This is a genomic window from Shewanella sp. SNU WT4, from assembly GCF_006494715.1.
Lineage (GTDB): Bacteria > Pseudomonadota > Gammaproteobacteria > Enterobacterales > Shewanellaceae > Shewanella.
Window position 1 is genome coordinate 2,037,456 of the sequence record NZ_CP041151.1, and the last position, 19,598, is coordinate 2,057,053.

At 44.1% G+C, this 19,598-nt stretch carries 17 protein-coding genes; 11 read left to right on the forward strand and 6 right to left on the reverse strand.

Annotated elements, in window-relative coordinates; genetic code table 11:
- Position 1: 1 nt before the first annotated feature.
- On the reverse strand, positions 2-1,414 hold the full coding sequence (sbcB, locus tag FJQ87_RS09125; protein WP_140932369.1) for an exodeoxyribonuclease I: 1,413 nt from the start codon (positions 1,412-1,414) through the stop codon (positions 2-4).
- A gap of 278 nt (positions 1,415-1,692) precedes the next feature.
- Here sbcB and rlmA point away from each other — a divergent pair, with 278 nt between their 5' ends.
- Both rlmA and FJQ87_RS09135 read left to right on the forward strand, forming a co-directional pair.
- A complete protein-coding gene (gene rlmA, locus FJQ87_RS09130) occupies positions 1,693-2,526 on the forward strand; it encodes a 23S rRNA (guanine(745)-N(1))-methyltransferase (protein ID WP_140932370.1) in 834 nt (277 codons plus the stop codon).
- 314 nt (positions 2,527-2,840) lie between these two features.
- Positions 2,841-3,050: a cold-shock protein gene (locus FJQ87_RS09135; RefSeq protein WP_140932371.1), complete on the forward strand. Its 210-nt coding sequence runs from the start codon at positions 2,841-2,843 to the stop codon at positions 3,048-3,050.
- Positions 3,051-3,518: 468 nt separating this feature from the next.
- Here FJQ87_RS09135 and FJQ87_RS09140 read toward each other — a convergent pair whose 3' ends face one another.
- The 4 genes from FJQ87_RS09140 to FJQ87_RS09155 all read right to left on the reverse strand — a co-directional run bounded on the left by FJQ87_RS09140 (position 3,519) and on the right by FJQ87_RS09155 (position 6,828).
- Positions 3,519-4,409, reverse strand: coding sequence for an ABC transporter ATP-binding protein (locus FJQ87_RS09140; protein WP_140932372.1), 891 nt, complete (start codon positions 4,407-4,409; stop codon positions 3,519-3,521).
- Positions 4,406-5,212: an ABC transporter permease subunit gene (locus tag FJQ87_RS09145; protein WP_140932373.1), complete on the reverse strand. Its 807-nt coding sequence runs from the start codon at positions 5,210-5,212 to the stop codon at positions 4,406-4,408. The genes FJQ87_RS09140 and FJQ87_RS09145 overlap by 4 nt, the downstream gene beginning before the upstream one ends.
- 12 nt (positions 5,213-5,224) lie before the next feature.
- On the reverse strand, positions 5,225-5,854 hold the full coding sequence (locus tag FJQ87_RS09150) for a YceH family protein (protein WP_140932374.1): 630 nt from the start codon (positions 5,852-5,854) through the stop codon (positions 5,225-5,227).
- Positions 5,855-5,991: 137 nt separating this feature from the next.
- The gene (locus FJQ87_RS09155) at positions 5,992-6,828 is read right to left on the reverse strand and encodes a S1-like domain-containing RNA-binding protein (protein ID WP_140932375.1); all 837 of its coding nucleotides are present in this window, start codon (positions 6,826-6,828) and stop codon (positions 5,992-5,994) included.
- 524 nt (positions 6,829-7,352) lie between these two features.
- Here FJQ87_RS09155 and speA point away from each other — a divergent pair.
- From speA to FJQ87_RS09190, 7 genes are all read left to right on the forward strand, one after another.
- A complete protein-coding gene (speA, locus tag FJQ87_RS09160; RefSeq protein ID WP_140932376.1) occupies positions 7,353-9,263 on the forward strand; it encodes a biosynthetic arginine decarboxylase in 1,911 nt (636 codons plus the stop codon).
- A 93-nt stretch (positions 9,264-9,356) separates the two neighbouring features.
- Positions 9,357-10,328 (forward strand): hypothetical protein, encoded by a 972-nt coding sequence (locus FJQ87_RS09165; protein WP_140932377.1) that lies wholly within the window; start codon positions 9,357-9,359, stop codon positions 10,326-10,328.
- A gap of 33 nt (positions 10,329-10,361) precedes the next feature.
- Positions 10,362-11,291, forward strand: coding sequence for an agmatinase (gene speB / locus FJQ87_RS09170; RefSeq protein WP_140932378.1), 930 nt, complete (start codon positions 10,362-10,364; stop codon positions 11,289-11,291).
- 89 nt (positions 11,292-11,380) lie between these two features.
- Positions 11,381-12,025: a pyridoxamine 5'-phosphate oxidase gene (pdxH, locus tag FJQ87_RS09175; RefSeq protein WP_140932379.1), complete on the forward strand. Its 645-nt coding sequence runs from the start codon at positions 11,381-11,383 to the stop codon at positions 12,023-12,025.
- Between the two features lie 283 nt (positions 12,026-12,308).
- The gene (locus tag FJQ87_RS09180; protein ID WP_140932380.1) at positions 12,309-12,680 is read left to right on the forward strand and encodes a DUF3802 family protein; all 372 of its coding nucleotides are present in this window, start codon (positions 12,309-12,311) and stop codon (positions 12,678-12,680) included.
- A 14-nt stretch (positions 12,681-12,694) separates the two neighbouring features.
- Positions 12,695-13,063, forward strand: a complete 369-nt coding sequence (locus FJQ87_RS09185) for an STAS/SEC14 domain-containing protein (RefSeq protein ID WP_140932381.1) — start codon at positions 12,695-12,697, stop codon at positions 13,061-13,063.
- A 17-nt stretch (positions 13,064-13,080) separates the two neighbouring features.
- On the forward strand, positions 13,081-13,959 hold the full coding sequence (locus FJQ87_RS09190; protein ID WP_140932382.1) for a RimK/LysX family protein: 879 nt from the start codon (positions 13,081-13,083) through the stop codon (positions 13,957-13,959).
- Between the two features lie 41 nt (positions 13,960-14,000).
- Here the strand turns inward: FJQ87_RS09190 and FJQ87_RS09195 are convergent, their stop codons facing one another.
- A complete protein-coding gene (locus FJQ87_RS09195; protein ID WP_168195168.1) occupies positions 14,001-15,740 on the reverse strand; it encodes a PAS domain-containing protein in 1,740 nt (579 codons plus the stop codon).
- Positions 15,741-16,212: 472 nt separating this feature from the next.
- Between FJQ87_RS09195 and pheS the strand changes: the two genes are divergently transcribed.
- Both pheS and pheT read left to right on the forward strand, forming a co-directional pair.
- Complete coding sequence (pheS, locus tag FJQ87_RS09200) at positions 16,213-17,193, forward strand: phenylalanine--tRNA ligase subunit alpha (RefSeq protein ID WP_140932384.1); 981 nt, start codon at positions 16,213-16,215, stop codon at positions 17,191-17,193.
- A 15-nt stretch (positions 17,194-17,208) separates the two neighbouring features.
- On the forward strand, positions 17,209-19,596 hold the full coding sequence (pheT, locus tag FJQ87_RS09205) for a phenylalanine--tRNA ligase subunit beta (RefSeq protein WP_140932385.1): 2,388 nt from the start codon (positions 17,209-17,211) through the stop codon (positions 19,594-19,596).
- Positions 19,597-19,598: the final 2 nt, after the last annotated feature.

A 19,598-nucleotide genomic window follows, 5' to 3' on the forward strand; every position in this document is an offset into this window, starting at 1 on the left:
CTTATAAGGACTGCAAATATTTTACCAGCGCTTCTAATAATTTCTGCTTGTCTGGATCAGATTGTGTCTCTTCCAGCAGATTTTCTATTCTAAGCACATAGTCAGGATCAGACATTCGTTGTTGACAAAACTCGCGCCATTTTAAGCTCTCATCATATGTGAGCGTGGTGGGATAATTACGCGCGCGATATCTAAATAGCATCTCAGGTAATCTAGGATCGTCAAACTGGAGTGATAAACCCGCTAATTGATCCGGCGCGGTATGGCGAATGATTTCCATCTTAGCTTTATCGGCATGGCTAAAGAACCCGCCGCTATAGAGCATGAGATCTGGATCAGAGATTTGTTTTTCATAGGTGGTGTCAAATACCGCGGCTAGTTTTTCTCTAAGCTCGCTATGCTGACGTAATTGCTTATATTGAGCACGCGCAAATTCTTTATCAAAACCTAAACGCGCAGCATTATCATCGGTCAGGGTTTTGGCTGGGGCGATAAATGGACTTTTATTTAAATGAATTTGTTTTAAGCCCACAGGTAATTCGTCATCAGCAAGGTCGGCTCTGGGGGTATATAAACGCTCACGCAGTTGCTCGACATCTAACTCAAGCAAAGGCGCAATATCCATAGCGAGATTGACACAAATCACCGCATTTTTATTATCAGGATGGTAAGCCACAGGTGCAATTAATGTCAGGCAGCCTTGACTGGCTGGAATTTTGCTACTGATATGCACTAAAGGCTGCATATTAAGGACATCAACCATAGTAGCCACTTGCTGCTTACGACGCATGGAAAAATAATAATCAAATAACTTAGGTTGTAATTGTTTGATTAATTTTGCCAAACCGATAGTGGCATAGACATCTGAAAGGGCATCATGGGCTTTTTCATGGCTTAAGCCATTGGCGGCGCTCAAGTCTTCTAATTTAAAGCTTGGGCTGCCATCGGCTTTTAATGGAAAGTTAATCCCTTCTGGGCGTAAGGCATAACAGGCTCTTACTAAATCTATTATGTCCCAGCGTGAATTACCTTGTTGCCATTCTCTGGCATAAGGATCAATAAAATTGCGATAGAAACCATAGCGGGTCACTTCATCATCAAAGCGCAGCGAATTATAACCAACCACACAGGTATTGGCTTGACTAAATTCAGCTTGAATTCGCCCCATAAATTCAGTTTCAGGCATGCCTTTTAAATTGGCTAATTGCGGCGTAATACCTGTGATCAGAATCGCTTCTGGTTGCGGTAAATAGTCGGTGGCAAGTGTGCAATAAAAGGTGACTGGCTCGCCTATGATATTAAACTCATGGTCAGTGCGTATTCCAGCAAATTGCGCTGGTCTATCTTTAGCCGGCACAGCGCCAAACGTTTCATAATCGTGCCAAAAAAATGTGGGCTGGGGCATGGATGCCATGAGAGTGATACCTGTAGAGAGTTATGAGGCTTATCTTACCACCATCAAGGACTCTGAGGCATAGCATCACCAAATTCGGCCTCGTTATCGGTTTAAAAATGCGCTAAGCAGTCAAAAATTGCTCGCTTAGCTTGGCAAAGATGCAAAACAATCACCATGACAGTACACTTAAGCCCAATTTAGCTGTTATTAGCGTTAAGTCTGCACTAATGCGGATAACAGCGAGTGTAATTAGTCTCACTAGCGTTAAGATTATTTCCCGTTGGATAAGGTGTGTAATGAGTTATCGTTGTCCCATATGTAAGCAAGAATTAACTCTGCCAAGTCAGCAGGGCGTCGCTAACTCATGGCTATGCGCCAGCGGCCATAGTTTTGATGTCGCCAAAGAAGGCTACGTCAATTTATTACCCGTTAATAAGAAAAAATCTAAAGACCCTGGTGATAACAAGGAAATGATGTTTGCCCGGCGTGAGTTTCTCAATGCTGGTTTTTATCAATGTTTAAGCGATAGGGTAAACCAGGTGCTGATTGAGCATTTACCTGCTGATGCCAAGAACTTGCTGGATATTGGCTGCGGTGAGGGTTACTACACAGGTCGTCTCGCTAAGTGCCTACAAGAGTCAGGCTTTAACATTAACATTGATGGCTTAGATATTTCGCGCAGCGCATTACGCTACGCTGCTAAACGCTACTCTGATCTTAGTTTTGCGGTCGCTAGTAGTTATGATATGCCTTATGGCACGGATTCTATGGATGCGATGCTACGGATTTATGCACCATCAGAACTATCAGAGTTGCAACGAGTGTTAAAGTCGGGGGGCTTGTTATTAACTGTATCGCCCGGTGAAACTCATCATTTTGCCATCAAAAAGATGATTTATGAGACCCCGAGATTACATCAAGATACAGTGCCTGAATTGGTAGGATTTAGCCTTGTGATGCAGGAGCGAGTTTGCTCTGAATTGAGGTTACAAGATCCGCTAATGATTAAACACTTTTTACAAATGACCCCGTACGCTTGGAAGCTCTCTGATGAGCAAAAAGCGACGTTACAGCAATCAGGATTCTGCTGCGAATTGGATTTCCAATTAGTGTTATATCAGCGCGATTAACCTGAGTTGACAGGCTAAATTGTAATTTTATTGTTGTGACGAACAAAGAGTAACCACTTGAAGTGTAAGCTATAATTTAGCCAGTTAGTGGTGGTTTTTGGATAATGTTGATCAATTGCAATAATTTTACCTGCCTAAAACCACTTATTTTGTTGACTTCTGTTTGTAATGGGTTATAGTCATTCAAGCTAGAACGTTAGGCTTATATTTATGTATACAATGCGACCAAACTTGTCCTGTTCACATAAGTAAAACTGGCATTTTCAGCTCTACCGCCGTTAGGCTTTTTATTATTTATGTACAGGATGACTATTATGTCTCAAGTAACTGGTGTAGTTAAGTGGTTCAACTCTGACAAAGGTTTCGGATTCATCGAGCAAGAGTCTGGCCCAGATGTGTTTGTTCACTTCCGTGCTATCAACTCAGATGGTTTCAAAACTTTAGACGAAGGTCAGAAAGTGCAGTTCACTGTAACTCAAGGCCAGAAAGGTCCTCAAGCTGAGAACGTAACCATCGTTGGTTAATTCCGCTTAAGGCTCTTATCGAGAGTCAATTAAAAGCCGTGGTAATTACCATGGCTTTTTTATGTCTAAAATTTAGGTTTTAACAAGGTTCTTAGTTAAGCTTTAAACCGCAAACCGCAAACCGCAAACCGCAAACCGCAAACCGCAAACCGCAAACCGCAAACCGCAAACCGCAAACCGCAAACCGCAAATTTCACATTTAGTATTTCTCATGTTTTAGCTTAATGCACCTAGGCTGACTTGTTGCTGCATTTTTAGCATTAGTCGATGCTATTTCTCTGTGATTACTCTATGTTTTTCATCAAACTCTTTTTGGTTCGCTGCAATTGGTTATATAGAGGTGCTTGTGTTCAGGTCAGTGACATGGTGGCTATCGGATATGGATAATCGGGCAGGGTGAGTGTAAATGTGATGTCTGTACTCATACAAACATCACATAGGTGTATGCTTTAATGTAGTTTAATTGCTCTAGCCGAAGAGTGATTCTTCTAGAGTTTTACCTTGCATCAATAGTTTGTATGGCCAGTCTTGCTGCGCTAGCAGCCTGAAAATAGCTTGCTCTAATGCCATGCCCGAATTGTCGTGATAATTTATGATAAATACCCGATCTTGAGTGCTAGACACCTGAGTGACGGTTTCCAATTGTTCTAACGCTTGTTTAGCAAGTGGGGTTTCACGCAGTAATTCAAGGCTTAAGCAAGATTGCTGTTGGTCGTGTAAATCTAAATGACGACTAATCTGCCCATTTTCGAGGTAATAAACCTCGCGGCATAAGCTTTCAAGCTCATCTAAATTGTGAGAGCTAATGATAAAAGTAGTATGACTACTTAATGATTTAATCAGTTGTCTTAACTCGCGGGCATTGAGTGGATCTAACCCTGCTGTTGGCTCATCCAGTAACACTAGCTCGGGCGTACCTATTAATGCTTGAGCAATCGCCACGCGCTTGGCCATGCCGTGGCTGAGTTGTACTGGTTTTGCCGCGCCATGGGCTTGTAAATCAACTAACCCCAACACTCTTTGGCTTTCGGCTAATGCTTGGGCTTTGCTCAGTCCTTGCAGTTGTGCCAAAAAACTTAATTGAGCTTCAATGGTTTCATCTGGGTTTAATCTAGCATCTTGGGGTAACACGCCAATGCGGTTCACTAAGTTGGGTGAGCCAGGTTGTTCTCCTAATACAGATATCACACCTGAATCAAAGGGAATGAAACCGGCAATGCAGCTAAATAAGGTGGTTTTACCCGCGCCATTGGCACCCACTAAGGCAATTGGCTCGCCTTTATTAATCTTAATATTAATGCCGCGCAGTACTGGTTTTTGGTAACTCTTAGCGAGCTCAGTAATCTGAATTATGGTCATAGAGACATCCGTTTTAGATAAAAGTGACCAATCACCAGTAGTACTATCGTTTGGGCAATAGGTAAGGGGATATAGGCAAAAGCCGAGGCGCCGGTTGCGAGTAGCATGTCAGTGGTTTGCGAGCCAATCATAATCAGATTGAGAAAGTTAAGCTCAGGAATGCTGGCATTGATGATTAAACTCAATACGCTAGCCACCAATAATACCGCGGCAGCTAGCATGCTGGCATGGCGCGCACTCTTGGCATATAAGGACAATAATGCCAGTAAGGCGGTATAGGGGAGTAAGCTTACAGTAATAAATACTGTGCTTGACGCTAAGGCACTAACACTCGCTTGTTTATCAGCAATGATAGCCATGATATAGGCGAGCACTGCGGCGGCAAGCACTAACGCGAGTTGAATCAACATTTGGCCGATAAAGCGGCCGTAAAATAGTCGAAATCTTCCTGTGCGTAGACAGATAAACTTAAGAGTGCCGTTATGCTTATCGCTCGCAAACATATCAGCACACAGAAGTAGGGTGTACAGCGGAAATAAATAGAGCCCGAGCCCCCAGTAGAGCATCTGCTCCGGGCTTGACCAACTTAATAAGGCATTTATTTGCTGATGCAAACCATAGCTTCTGAGTAAGTCGATAACTATCGGCATACTGACGATTTGACTGGCTTGATTAATCGGATAGATGAACAGCAATAGCCAAATGCCGACAAAAATGCTTAAACCTAATAATCCGCGGCGAGTCATTAGGGCTCGAGTGACTTCTTTGCTCACTATTAGTGATACTTGGTGCTTGGGGGTCATAGTGTTTCCAGTTTATTCCAATAGCTTTTCAAGTTGAGATAAGCGCTCTGATAATTGCTGCACTTGCAGTTCTAGTGCGGTAATCCTATCAGCGCTAGGCTCATATTCTTGAGTGTCGTCACTGCTGATGTTGGCTTCAGCGGATTCGGTTAAGAGGCAGCTAAAGCGAGATTCGCGTTTACCAGCTTGGCGGGGCAGCATAAGCACAATTGGCTGAGTAAAATTAGCCAAGGCTTGTAATTCTTGTTCAACGGCTTGGGTATCATTAAATTCAAACAGACGTTGGCAGCGAGTTCTTAGCTCGCCAGGCGTTTGTGGGCCGCGCAGCAAGAGTACACAGACAATGGCAACTTGGGCCTTCGAAAACTGCAGATCACTAAATTCAGTATTACAAAATCTATGTTGGTATTTATTAACGCGACTACCAAAGCCTGAGGCGCTGCTAACAAGGCGTTTTTTGGCTAAATTATCGAGCACATCTTGTACTTGTGCCTCAGTTAATGCCATCACGGGTTCACGACTGGTTTTCTGATTACAGGCTTGAGTTAAGCTATTAAGAGAGAGTGGGTAAAGTTCGGGGGTAGTGATTTCTTTTTCGAGTAAACAACCTATTACTCGTGCTTCTAAGCTAGTTAGTTCCATTGCAACACTCCACAGACGATGTCTCTTTGTTATAACAAAGGGAATGACTATTGCCTATGAAAAATAGACCAAGCTAGACACTGTATGCTGGTTTTACACACAGCGCCTAGCTTGGGCGCGAAAACTGAGCGTAGAGCTTAGTCTTCGATTAAGCGAATACCCGTGGTTTGGATATCAATTTTTTGTTGCTTGTACAGGCCGCCAATACATTTTTTGAAGGCTTTTTTACTCATGGCTAACGTCTGATAAATCACTTCAGCATCTGTCTTGTCAGTCAAAGGTAAGAAACCACCGGCTTGCTGCAGTTTGATCATGATTGACAGGCTTTGGCTATCTAATTCATCTTTAGTGCCACGAGTCAGTTGCAAATCAATTTTGTCATCAGAGCGCATGCGCTTGATGTAGCCTTTGGTCTTATAACCAGGCTTTAGGATTTGGAACACTTCATCTTTGTACAATACGCCCCAATGAGCGCCATTGATGATGGCTTTGTAACCTAGGTCAGTGCGGCCTGCAATTAATAAATCCACTTGCTCGCCTTCGTTATAAAAGGCAGGGGCTTTGTCGACAAACTTATTGAGTTTGGCAGAAGCCACAATACGGTCGTCAGCATGGTTAATGTGAATATAAACTAAGACGTAGTTACCGACTTCTAATGGCTTTTCTTGCTCGGCAAAGGGAAGCAATAAATCTTTATCTAATCCCCAATCCAAAAAAGCACCAAAACGACTAGTCGATACGACTTTGAGACTAGCAAACTGGCCAACTTGTGCCTTAGGCATGCGGGTGGTGGCTAAGATCTGGTCTTCAGAATCTAAGTGAAGGAATACCTCAACTTGATCACCAATTTGACAACTTTTGGGTGCCAATTTGTTTGGTAATAATACCTGACCTAATTCTAATGCATTGAGGTAATAGCCAAATGGGACTTGTTTAACGACTTCCAGCGTGCTGGTCTTACCGAGTTGAATCATGAAACCTCAAATTCAGTTAACGAAATACTGGCAGATTATAGTGTAATTCGTAGTGGCAAGCGAAGATCAATTAGCCTTAGCAGCCAATAACTGGCCTGTAGATAAAGCAATTGTAAACTCAGCGGATTTCTTCAGGTATTAATCATGCCAGCTGCGTTACAAAAAATGCACATTTATTGTTATTTTTACTTGCATTATCAATAGTACGCATGTTTAATTGCGCCGTTTAGTGAACCTAGGTAATCCGCTTTATCCCTTCATATTATTGGCTAACTGAGCCAATCGTTAAGCGTTAGCGCGGTATTATTTACGTGAGTTTGTCGCTCAGAGATCACACAACAAACCAGTTAATGGCTCGGTTTCACCGGGTTGATTAACAAAGATGCTAATTTAAGCTGTAAATTGCCTGCGGGCATCTGTGTATTGTTGTTGCGCGCTACAGCCAAGGCTGCTGTAGGCTTTGTTAAACATGAGGTGATATTACCTCCATCCACTCTCCTTATGAGAGAAGACAGGCACATTGAATGAAAGAATGGTCGATTGAAGATGCTCGTGCTGGGTATAACGTTGCACATTGGAGCCAAGGTTTTTATGGGATTGATGATGACGGTGAAGTGACCGTTTCTCCAGATCCGGCCCAACCCCTTAACAGTATTGGTTTGAACAAGCTTGCTCGCGATATGGTTAAAGCTGGGGTGTCGTTACCGGTACTAGTGCGTTTTCCACAAATATTGCACCACAGAGTGCATAGCTTGTGTCAGGCTTTTAACCAAGCCATCGCCAAGTACAGTTATCAAAATGATTATTTGCTGGTTTATCCGATTAAAGTTAACCAGCAGCAAACGGTTGTTGAAGAAATTCTGGCCAGCCAGAAAACCAATGCGGTACCGCAATTAGGCTTAGAGGCGGGTAGTAAGCCTGAGCTAATGGCAGTATTAGCTATGGCGCAAAAAGCGAGCTCAGTCATTGTTTGTAACGGTTATAAAGATAGTGAATACATCCGTTTAGCTTTGATTGGCGAGAAATTAGGCCATAAGGTTTATATCGTTCTGGAGAAAATGTCAGAACTGACCATGGTGATGGCTGAAGCTGCCAAATTGGGCGTGACACCGCGCTTAGGTTTACGTGCGCGTTTGGCATTCCAAGGCAAGGGCAAGTGGCAGGCCAGTGGCGGTGAAAAATCAAAATTTGGTTTATCAGCGGCGCAAATTTTGTCAGTGATTGACGAGCTCAAGCAAGCCAATATGCTCGATTGTTTGCAATTGCTGCATTTCCACTTGGGATCGCAGATGTCTAACATTCGTGATATCCGCCAAGGGGTGAGTGAAGCGGCACGTTTTTACTGCGAGCTGCGTAAGTTAGGTGCTGAGATTGATTGTTTCGATGTCGGCGGTGGTTTAGCTGTGGACTATGATGGTACTCGTAGCCAGTCTAATAACTCAATGAACTATGGCTTAGCCGAATACGCTAACAACATAGTCAATGTGTTATTTGATATGTGTACCGAATATGATCAGCCAATGCCGCGGATCATTTCTGAATCTGGTCGCCATTTAACGGCTCATCATGCGGTATTAATCTCAGATGTGATTGGCACTGAAGCCTACACCCCTGAGCGAGTAATAGCGCCAAGCGATGAAGCGCCGCAGCTATTGCACAACATGTGGCAATCATGGAATGAAATCAGTGCTCGCGCCGATTCGCGCGCCTTGATTGAAATTTATCATGACAGCCAACATGACTTAGCTGAAGCGCAGTCATTATTTGCCATGGGGCAACTATCACTGGCCGAGCGAGCTTGGGCTGAGCAAATGAACTTACGCGTAAGTTATGAGTTGCAGCAATTACTGAGCACTAAAAACCGTTTCCATCGGCCAATCATTGATGAATTAAATGAAAGATTAGCGGATAAGTTTTTTGTTAATTTCTCATTATTCCAATCATTACCGGATGCTTGGGGCATAGATCAAGTTTTCCCTGTGCTGCCATTGTCAGGACTCGATAAATATCCTGAGCGCCGCGCTGTGATGCTCGATATTACTTGTGACTCAGATGGTATTGTTGATCAGTATGTCGATGGTCAAGGTATCGAATCTACCTTACCTGTGCCTAAGTGGAAGGCAGATAGCCCATACTTATTAGGCTTCTTTATGGTGGGCGCTTATCAAGAGATTTTAGGCGATATGCATAATCTCTTTGGTGACACTAACTCAGCAGTCGTGTGGGTTGAAGATGGCGGTAAAGCCAATATTGAATCGGTTCTGGCGGGTGACACAGTCGCTGACGTACTTAGGTATGTGAACTTAGATGCGGTTGAGTTTATGCGCACCTATGAAGAACTGGTGCATCAACATATCGCTGAAGATGAACGCGCGCTGATTTTAGAAGAGTTGCAGGCGGGTCTAGAAGGTTATACCTACCTTGAGGACTTATAATAGCTAGTCTTTGGGTCCTGACTTTAGGCATAAAGTCAGGATTGCATGCGATAGACTTATAGCGTTACCTAGTGTAGGCGTTAAGGAGTGTTCATGTTTTTTGAGCCAGTCGAAAAAAAATTTGAACTCTCCTTACTTCCACCAAGCTCTGGAGTATTGGCCTGCCCAGATTTTAGCGCTATTGCAGATACGCTTGCTGAGCGTTTATGTGAGTGCGTGGGCGTCAATATAGTTTCACGGCAAGTGCATAGTGATGGCGAAGGCCTATGTCATAGCTATGTGCTCAGTGAGTCGAGCCTATTTATTTGGCCTCATAAAATTGTGATGCTGACCTGTGGTAGCACCCCATTATGTAACGCGCTGCTATGGCTGATTGATTCTGTGGATGTTAAATCAATCGCTGCTGTGACCTTTGTGCGTAAGCATGAATATCAAGCGCAGCTACAACTTAGTCAATTTAGTGATGATAGTGACAGGCTGATTGCCACCTTAGGTGGACAGCAGTGGCAACTTGGCCAAGCACCGCTCACTATGGCAGTTTACCGCTATGTAAACCCCAGCATAACAAAGATTAATGAGGCCTTTTTTGGCCTAAGTATGTATCATATTGACGCTGATCTAGCGCTAGCTTTTCGCCAGCAAAGTGTGGCAGGGCAAGGTGTAGCGGTCAGTGACAGTAGACACGTGTTAGCCATAACCTTATGTCTACCCGATTTGGTATATGATGATCATGTGTTTTCTCCATATGGCTATTCGCTAAATGGAGTGAGGCAGCAGCATTATGTCAGCTTGCATATCTCGCCTCAGACACAGATGTCATATGTTAGTTTCGAGAGTAATCTCGATAATTCCGAATACCATGCTGCCATATTAAGCGCCCTAATTCGCTTATTTAAGCCGCAATATTGGCAATGGTTCGGTCTTAATAGTGAAATGCATAGTCACAACTTTCCCGCCTATCACAAGGTTGGAAGCTGCTCACTGCCTTTGGAACAGGGCTATACTCTTGACTTTAGCCAATTTGCAATGCTAAAAACTCAAGCCGCTAGCCCTGAATATCTTTGATTTGATGGCAAAGCCATCCCCTTGGAGTGTGTTATGACCACTATTGCAGAAAAACCAGATTATTCATTGTTTTCCAATGCATTTGGTTACTTACGTCAACCGTTAGATTTTAGACCTTTAGAAAGCGATGCTGACGTTGTCGTGATTGGTTTACCATTTGATATGGCAACGACTGGCCGCAGTGGCGGACGTATGGGTCCTCGCGCCATCAGAAACGCATCAACCAACTTAGCTTGGGAAGAAAAGCGTTGGCCTTGGAACTTCCGTTTAGCGGATTTCGTAAAAATTGTTGATGCTGGTGATTTAGTTTACAACTGCGGCGATGCTGAAGACTTTACTGCTCGTGTTGAAGCATTCGCAACAAAAGTGCTGGAATCAGGCAAGAGCTTATTAAGCTTTGGTGGCGATCACTTTGTGACTTTACCTCTGCTGCGCGCTCATCATAAAGTCCATGGCACTATGGCATTACTGCATTTTGATGCGCATACCGATACTTATAGCCAAGGCAGTAAGTATGATCACGGCACTATGTTCTTCCATGCACCGAATGAAGGCTTAGTTGACCCTGCGCATTCAGTGCAAGTAGGTATTCGTACTGAATATAACCCAGAAGGTCATGGTTATCAGGTTATCGATGCTGCAACTGCCAATGAACTCAGCAGTGATGAGATAGTTCGTCAAATTCGCGAGCGTGTGGGCGATATGCCACTGTACGTTACTTTTGATATCGATTGTCTCGATCCTTGTTATGCACCAGGCACTGGTACTCCAGTGATTGGCGGCATGACGTCAGACAAAGCGCTCAAAATCATTCGTGGTTTACGCGGCATGAATATCGTGGGTATGGACGTAGTGGAAGTTGCTCCTGCTTATGACAGTGCTGAAATCACAGCCTTAGCTGGCGCGACCTTAGGCCTGGAAATGCTGCACGTTTGGGCTGACGGTAAAGGCTTAATCAAATAAGCTCATTTAAGTTCAATTAAAAAACCTGTGTCTAATACACAGGTTTTTTTTATGATGACTGCGTGTTTTTATATTTCATGGACGGCGTAATGACTGATTTAACCCATGTAAGGCGTGAATACCTCAAGGCTGGATTAAGGCGCAAAGATCTCCCTAATGATCCTATGGCGTTATTTGAGTTGTGGATGACGCAAGCCGCTGAGGCTAATTTATCCGACCCAACCGCTATGGTGGTGGCAACTGTGGATGCCAATGGTCAGCCATGGCAGCGTATAGTGTTATTAAAGCGCTTTGATGAGCAAGGCTTTATCTTTTTTACTAATTTAGGTAGCCGCAAAGCCGCGCAATTGGCTGACAATAGCCACATTAGTTTACTGTTCCCTTGGCACATGCTAGAGCGTCAAGTCGCAGTCTCAGGCATTGCCGAGCCATTATCAACTAACGATGTGCTGAGTTATTTTGTCAATCGTCCAAAAGACAGCCAAATTGCCGCTTGGGTTTCTAAGCAATCTTCGCCCATTAGTGCGCGCGGGATCCTTGAAGCTAAATTTCTAGAAATGAAGCAAAAGTTTGCTAATGGTGAAGTGCCATTACCGAGTTTTTGGGGCGGATATAGAGTTAAAGCCGCTTCCATTGAATTTTGGCAGGGCGGGGCGAATCGACTGCACGATCGCTTCCTTTACCAACGAAGCGCGGTAACAGAGCCATGGCAGATTGAACGTTTAGCGCCTTAAGCTTGTCATTAATACTTTGCTGTTAGCTATGGCTAAATTAAAGCGGTTTAGCGAGGTTAATACCGTTGCTTGCTCGTATTTTATGCGAATTAAACCCACCTTGTCATTTTATCTATTTATCAATATTGCGCCGCCATCATAGTTAATGGCGGCAAGCTTTTACTTCTCATCTAGAATTTTTTCATCGTTAACCTATAGTTATCTATAGCCAGTCATTTGACTGCTTTGCTATTACACCACCCACGGGGTATCGGAAAGGGTATTGAAGTAAAAGGAGTTTACTATGGTGACAGAAACTGAAGCTTATTCATCGCTCATTAATTATCTCTCTGACAACTTAGCTTTGTTTAGCCAGTCTAGCGCTAATACAACGGTAGATACTCCGACCGTGATGGCTATTTTCGAAGATCAATTAGCCGTACAAATCATTCAAGTGTGTGGCCAAAACCCGCAGCTGCGCGCCGCCGATCGTAATCAAATTATTAAAGAAGTTGATGCTGTGATGTTTGACTTAGAAGAAGTGTTAGGCGCTGTCGGTCAGCGACCTGTGACCTCAGAGCAATTGACGTTTATTCATGAATTAACTGGCTTAATGAAAAATATCTTTGATATAACAATTAATGACATAGTCAGTAAATATTCACAGGCAGGTTAAGAGGCGCAGAGCATATGCTAACGACAATTTCAGGGTTTGATCATGATGTTATTGCTTATCGAGTCAATCAGCAGCTCACTCATGTGGATATGAGTGAGACTATGATCCCTGCCATTGAGCGCTTATTGCAAGATCACGCAAGCGTACGTTTATGGCTTGAGTTTGGTCATGATTTTACGGGTTTTAGCCTTAAAGCCTTATGGAGTGAGACTTGCTTTAGCTTGCTGCATCTTGATGATTTTTCCAAAATTGTAATCCTAGCGGATACCAAAGAAATGAATGCTGGGATTATTAGTTTATGGACTATTAGCAGTTGTCCTTTTAAAGTGTTCGCCTTGAGTCAATCTGAACAGGCTAAGGGGTGGTTTACCCAAGTAGCCTAATTAGCGAGAGGATCATCATGAGACGTTTGTTTGTACTCATTATTGTTTTATTTTCTACCCAAGTTTTTGCTTATTCCAAACCTGTCCTTGGACCATCAGAAGTGTTTCACATCGGCGATTCGTCGTTGCCTTTTACTGCGCGCATTGATACTGGCGCGTCGAATTCATCACTCCATGCCGTTAATCTGAACGTTGTTGGCGGCGCTGCAGACAATAAACAGCAAGACATAGGTAAGTTTATTCGTTTTACTACGGAGGATAATCACGGCCAGTCCGTTGAGTTAACCGCCAAAATTGTCGATATAGCCACGGTCAAAAATGCCCAAGGAACAGAAAGCCGCTACATGGTGGCATTGCCAGTCGGCTTTGGTCGTGACATCCGCACTGTTAATGTCAATCTTAGGGATCGCAGCCATATGGATTATAAGCTCTTGATTGGTCGCAATTGGGTTAAGGGTCACTATTTAGTCGATGTGGATGAGAAGCCCGTCATTGGCGCTAAAGCAAACATCTCAGTACTGGAGTCAGATCTCGTGTATCTGGCGCGCATTGATACTGGCGCGGTAGAAACGTCTTTGCATGCGACCAATATTCACATAGCGGCAGAAGATACTAAGGATATGCGAAATAACATAGGCAAGGAAATTCGCTTCACCACCAGTAATGAAGCGGGGCAAGAGGCCGTAGTGACCACCAAAATCGTGGATACCTCGTTAATTCGTAACTCCCAAGGCTCAGAAGTGCGCTACATGGTGGACTTGAGCTTAGGGGAACCAGGGCTTGAGTACAAAGTGCGAGTGAATCTAAGAGACCGAACTAAGATGAGCCAAAAACTCCTTATCGGTCGCAATTGGCTCTCTGGGCATTATGTGGTCGATGTCGAGCGCCATAAGTGAGTGGTGCTGCTCAGTAGTTAAGTTGTTTATTCAATCGTGGTTTAACTGAGCTTTATGGCCAAGGTGATGATGGCTGTCATTTCACCTTGGTCATCCAATACTGGGATTTTACACATTTGAAAATGAATGATTTCTCCTAAGATGGTGAGTTGCAAGTGGTAGCGCACCATAGCTAGGTTGTCTCTGGCCCGTAAATCTTGTCTATCTTCAATCTGCGCTATTTTTTCTGGGAATATTGCTTGGTTGGTTAATCCCACGAATGCTTGCGATTCTTGCTCTAGTAACTGGCATAACCCCGCATTCAAAGCAATATGTTTACCGCTTAAGTCTTTCACTGAATACAGTAATTCATTTGATGCCATCAGGGCATTATGATAAGTGCAGCCGCGCATATAATGGGCTTGCAGTTGCTGGTGGACGGCCAATTCCTCTTCTAATGCCGCTTGGCTGGCTTCGAGGCTAGCTATGGCTTTATCCAGTTGCTGAGTTTGACCGACTAAAGCGCGCGCCAAGGTGCCTAATTCATCGGGGCGATTACCGCTTATTTCTAATTGCTCATGGCGGTTATTGGTTAACGCATTAACCAGTAATCGTAGTGGCACCACTAAGACTTTATTGAGCGCCACAAACAGAGAGATAAGCGCAATAATCTGAATGAGGATTAAATAAATACCTACTTGATCAACAATATGCCGCGCATTGCCGGCAAGTAGCGAATTTGGGGTAAAGGTGATGACTTGCCAATAGGTATTAGGCATCATCAGAATGCTGACATTGCTCTTATCATTAAATAAAGGGTCATCTTGCTCAAATTGCGCTAAAGGCAGAGAGCTTGGCGCCGTTGCGTTTAAATGCCACGCCAAGCGATGACTTAGTATTTGCCTTTGTTCAGCAGGAAAATGCTTAAAGGTTTTGTCGAATAATGCTTGATCATCCAGCGGGATAGTGGCGGCCATTAAACGAGTATGCACGTGGTTAATGCGATTTAATAATGACTGATATTGTGGCAAGGCCTGACTGAGTTCAGTCAGATTGGTGGCTTGCTTAGCTAATTCAGTTAATCCCAACGGTTTTGCGAGTATATGTTGAAAATTATCAGCGATTAACACATAGCCAGATTGATGCTTAAGCTGCTGATTAAGGTATTTAGACAGTCCTTGTAAACTTAAATCAACGCTGGCGACTCCAAGTAACTGATGATGTGACCAAATAGGTGCGCTCGCGGTCACCATAGGCTCTAAGGTATGAGGGTCAAGGTAAGACTGTGACCAATAGACCTTGCCTCTTGGCAGCAAACTGGCGGCTAAATACCAAGGTTCTTGGCGATAATCTTTAGCATTTTTCTGATTATAATCATTATTTATTAGGAGTTTATTGGCGCTGTTACGCGCAAAAAACAAACTGTTATTATTTTCACTGCGTTGTGCAGGCCAAATACCGCCGCCCACGATTAAGGTTTGCTGACTTTCCATCGATAGCAACGCGGGAACAGAAATCGCTAAGGTTTGCGGCTGCTGTTGATAAATTTCAGCCGTGGTCGCCATCATTTGCACTAAGGCTGAAATTTGAAAGGTGACAGAATTGAGTTCACTGACGACTAGGTGCCCAAGTTGCAGGTTTTGGCGTTCCAGTTGGTTGTTCTGATTATTTTGGGCAATGCCAAGCAGCACCCATAGCGTGGTTGCAATAATAAAAAGGGCTACCAAGGCTTGAATGGCAGTGAGTTTTACCGCGATATTTTGTTGCCAAAAACGTTTAAAAGATTGATGGGGCATGGTCATGGGATTCCTTCCTTTGCCATATCGAATCATAATTTGTAGTCAATTAGCAAGTCATCCTCTTGTGTTAGTGATTTTTGTGAGTTTTTAGTCTGCACCATAGGCGGTTATTGGCCGCCAAGCCCTGTGGCACTAATGTAGCGCTTGTAAGGATTTTGTTCTAACGATTCAAGTCTCTTGAGTGAGTTAAGGTCAATTTTTAAGGCGAGCACGGCTTAGTCATTATCGATTGTGGTTAACTTAAGTTAAATAGCTTCTTTTAAGGGAGTTTTTCACGCTTAAGCCCTGATATACCCTAGTCAAATAGGCGCTCGTGTCGTAAACTTTGTCTCTTTTTATCTGTTATTGTGTTGCGTTTACCATGATGGCGACACGCTATGAGCATGTCTAGCTGCTCGCAGATAATGGATAGCACTTTAACCGTGTGTACTCGTCTTTGGACAGTGCAACTGATAACAACGCAGTGGAAGAGAAGATGCAGCAGTTAACCGAGATCGTAGAACAGGCTATCGCCACGATCGACGCCACCAATGACCTTAAGGCATTGGATGAAATTCGCGTCGATTATCTAGGTAAGAAAGGCAAAATTACCGACATGATGAAGCTCATGGGCACCTTGAGCGCAGAAGAGAAGCCTCTGTTCGGTCAAAAAGTCAACTTGGCGAAGCAGCAAGTGCAGCAGGCATTAAGCCAAAAGTTAGAGAGTTTAAAATCGGCTGAGTTAGAAACTAAATTAGCCGCTGAACTCATCGATGTTACCTTGCCAGGTCGTACCTTAGTCAATGGTGGATTACACCCAGTGACTCGTACGATTGAACGCATTGAAAGCTTTTTCGGTGAGTTAGGCTTTAGCGTTAAGCAAGGCCCAGAAATCGAAGATGATTTTCATAACTTCGACGCCTTGAATATTTCAGAGCATCACCCAGCGCGCGCTGATCACGACACCTTCTACTTTAATCCTAAGTTGATGTTGCGTACGCAAACATCGGGCGTGCAAATTCGCACCATGGAAAATGAGCAGCCACCACTGCGTATCATTTCTCCTGGCCGGGTTTATCGTAACGATTACGATATGACTCACACCCCAATGTTCCACCAAGTTGAAGGCTTGTTGGTTGATGAACATGTGAACTTTGCTGAATTGAAAGGCATTCTTCACGATTTTCTGCGTAACTTCTTCGAGCAAGATTTAGAAGTACGTTTCCGTCCATCTTACTTTCCATTCACTGAGCCTTCGGCAGAAGTGGATGTTAAAGGTCAGAATGGTTGGTTAGAAGTATTAGGTTGCGGCATGGTGCACCCTAATGTTTTACGAAGTGTAGGCATTGACCCTGAAAAATATTCTGGGTTTGCATTTGGTATGGGCGTTGAGCGTTTAGCCATGTTGCGTTATGGCGTAAACGATTTACGTGCCTTCTTTGAAAATGACCTGCGTTTCCTGAAACAGTTTAAATAAGCGGAGCAATACTCAATGAAATTTAGCGAATCTTGGCTTCGTGAATGGGTGAATCCTGCGATTAGTCGTGACGAATTATCCCATCAAATTACTATGGCTGGTCTTGAGGTTGATGGTATCGACCCAGTAGCTGCTGATTTTAGCGGTGTAGTCATAGGTGAAGTGGTTGAATGCGCTCAGCATCCTGATGCTGATAAATTACGCGTTACCAAAATCAATGTTGGCGGTGATGAATTATTAGACATAGTTTGCGGCGCCGCTAACTGTCGTCTTGGCCTTCGCGTAGTTGTGGCTATGGTTGGCGCAGTATTACCTGGCGATTTCAAAATTAAGAAAGCCAAACTGCGTGGCCAACCGTCACACGGCATGCTGTGCTCTTTTGGTGAGTTAGGTATTAACATCGAAAGCGATGGTATTATCGAATTGCCACAAGATGCGCCACTTGGCACTGATGTGCGTGATTATCTGCACTTAAACGATGCGATTATCGAAGTGGATTTAACGGCTAACCGCGCCGATTGCTTAGGCATGGCAGGTTTAGCCCGTGAAGTTGCTGTGTTAAATCGTATTGAAGCGATTGAACCTAAGTGGGATAGCGTCGTTGCCAGCACAGATGTTGCTGTTAACGTCAATGTGGCTGAGCCACAAGCGTGTCCGCGTTACTTAGCTCGCGTTATCAACAACATCAATGTAAAAGCGGCCACGCCATTATGGATGCAGGAAAAACTGCGTCGCAGCGGTATTCGCAGCATAGATCCTATCGTTGATATCACTAACTTTGTTCTGGTTGAGTTCGGCCAGCCAATGCACGCTTTTGATTTCGCTAAGCTTGACGGTGACATTAATGTTCGTCTTGGCAATGGTGAAGAGCGTCTGACTTTATTAGATGGCAGTGAAATCACTGTTCCTAACGATACCTTAGTGATTTGTGATAGCCAAAAGCCAGTGGCACTTGCCGGTGTGTTTGGCGGTCAAGACACAGGTGTGAGCGACACGACGACGGATATCGTCCTAGAATGCGCTTTCTTCGCGCCTCTAGCCATCATGGGTAAATCGCGTCGTTTAGGCTTACATACGGATTCTTCACATCGCTTTGAACGTGGTGTCGACCCTGAACTGCAACACAAGGCCATGGATAGAGCAAGCCGCTTAATCCTTGATATTTGTGGCGGTGAAGCCGGTCCCGTGGTTGAAGTCGTTAATGAACAATTCTTACCTAAGCCAGTTACCTTATTGCTGCGTCGCAGCAAGTTAGACAAGGTGTTAGGTCATGTGATTGCTGATGCCGATGTCACCACTATCTTAACCATGCTGGGCTTTACTGTGAGTCAGCAGGGCAGCGATTGGTCGGTGACGACTGCGACTTATCGTTTTGATATGGCGATTGAAGAAGACTTAATCGAAGAAGTTGCACGTATCTACGGTTACAACAATATCCCGAACATTGCCCCTGTTGCTGCGCTGCGCATGACAGATCACAATGAAGCGGATATTAGCTTACGTAAAGTTCGTGGTGTATTAACGGCGCGCGGTTATCAAGAAGCCATTACTTATAGCTTCGTTGATCCAAAGCAGCAGAATATTCTGCACCCGAATGAAGCTGCCATGACACTGCCAAATCCAATATCAGTGGAAATGTCAGCCATGCGTCTGTCAATGTTCACTGGATTATTAGACGCAGTCGGTTATAACCAAGCTCGCCAGCAATCACGTGTGCGCTTGTTTGAAACCGGTTTACGCTTTGTTCCTGATGAAACTGCCGAATCCGGTGTTCGCCAGCAAGCCATGTTAGGCGCTGTCATCACTGGTACTTTGGCCGATGAACATTGGGACATGGCTACCAAAGCAGTTGATTTCTTCGACATTAAAGGTGACTTAGAAGCCATTATCGGCTTGACAGCCGCTGATTCAGAATTTACGTTTAAAAAAGCGTCACACAGCGCACTGCACCCAGGGCAATGTGCTGAAATTCTGAGGAATGATCAAGTGATCGGCGTAATAGGCGCCGTGCATCCTAGCCATGAAAAGGCTTTTGGCCTGAATGGTAAGACCTTAGTGTTTGAGGTGCAGTTAGACGCCTTATTACATGCTAATTTGCCGCTAGCTCAGGCTGTATCTAAGTTTCCTGCTAACCGTCGTGATATAGCTCTCGTAGTTGATGAAGCTGTCTGCGCCGGCGATGTAGTAAAAATGATAAGAAAAGTTGGCGAAAATCAGTTGGTTGGAATAAACTTGTTTGACGTATACCGAGGTAAGGGTGTTGAGCCAGGCAAAAAGAGCTTAGCTATCGCACTTACCTTACAAGACAACGCTCGTACACTTGAAGAGAAAGAGATCGCCGAAATGGTAGATTCTGTTGTTTCTGCGCTCAAGACCGAGTTCAACGCATCGTTGAGGGATTAAAG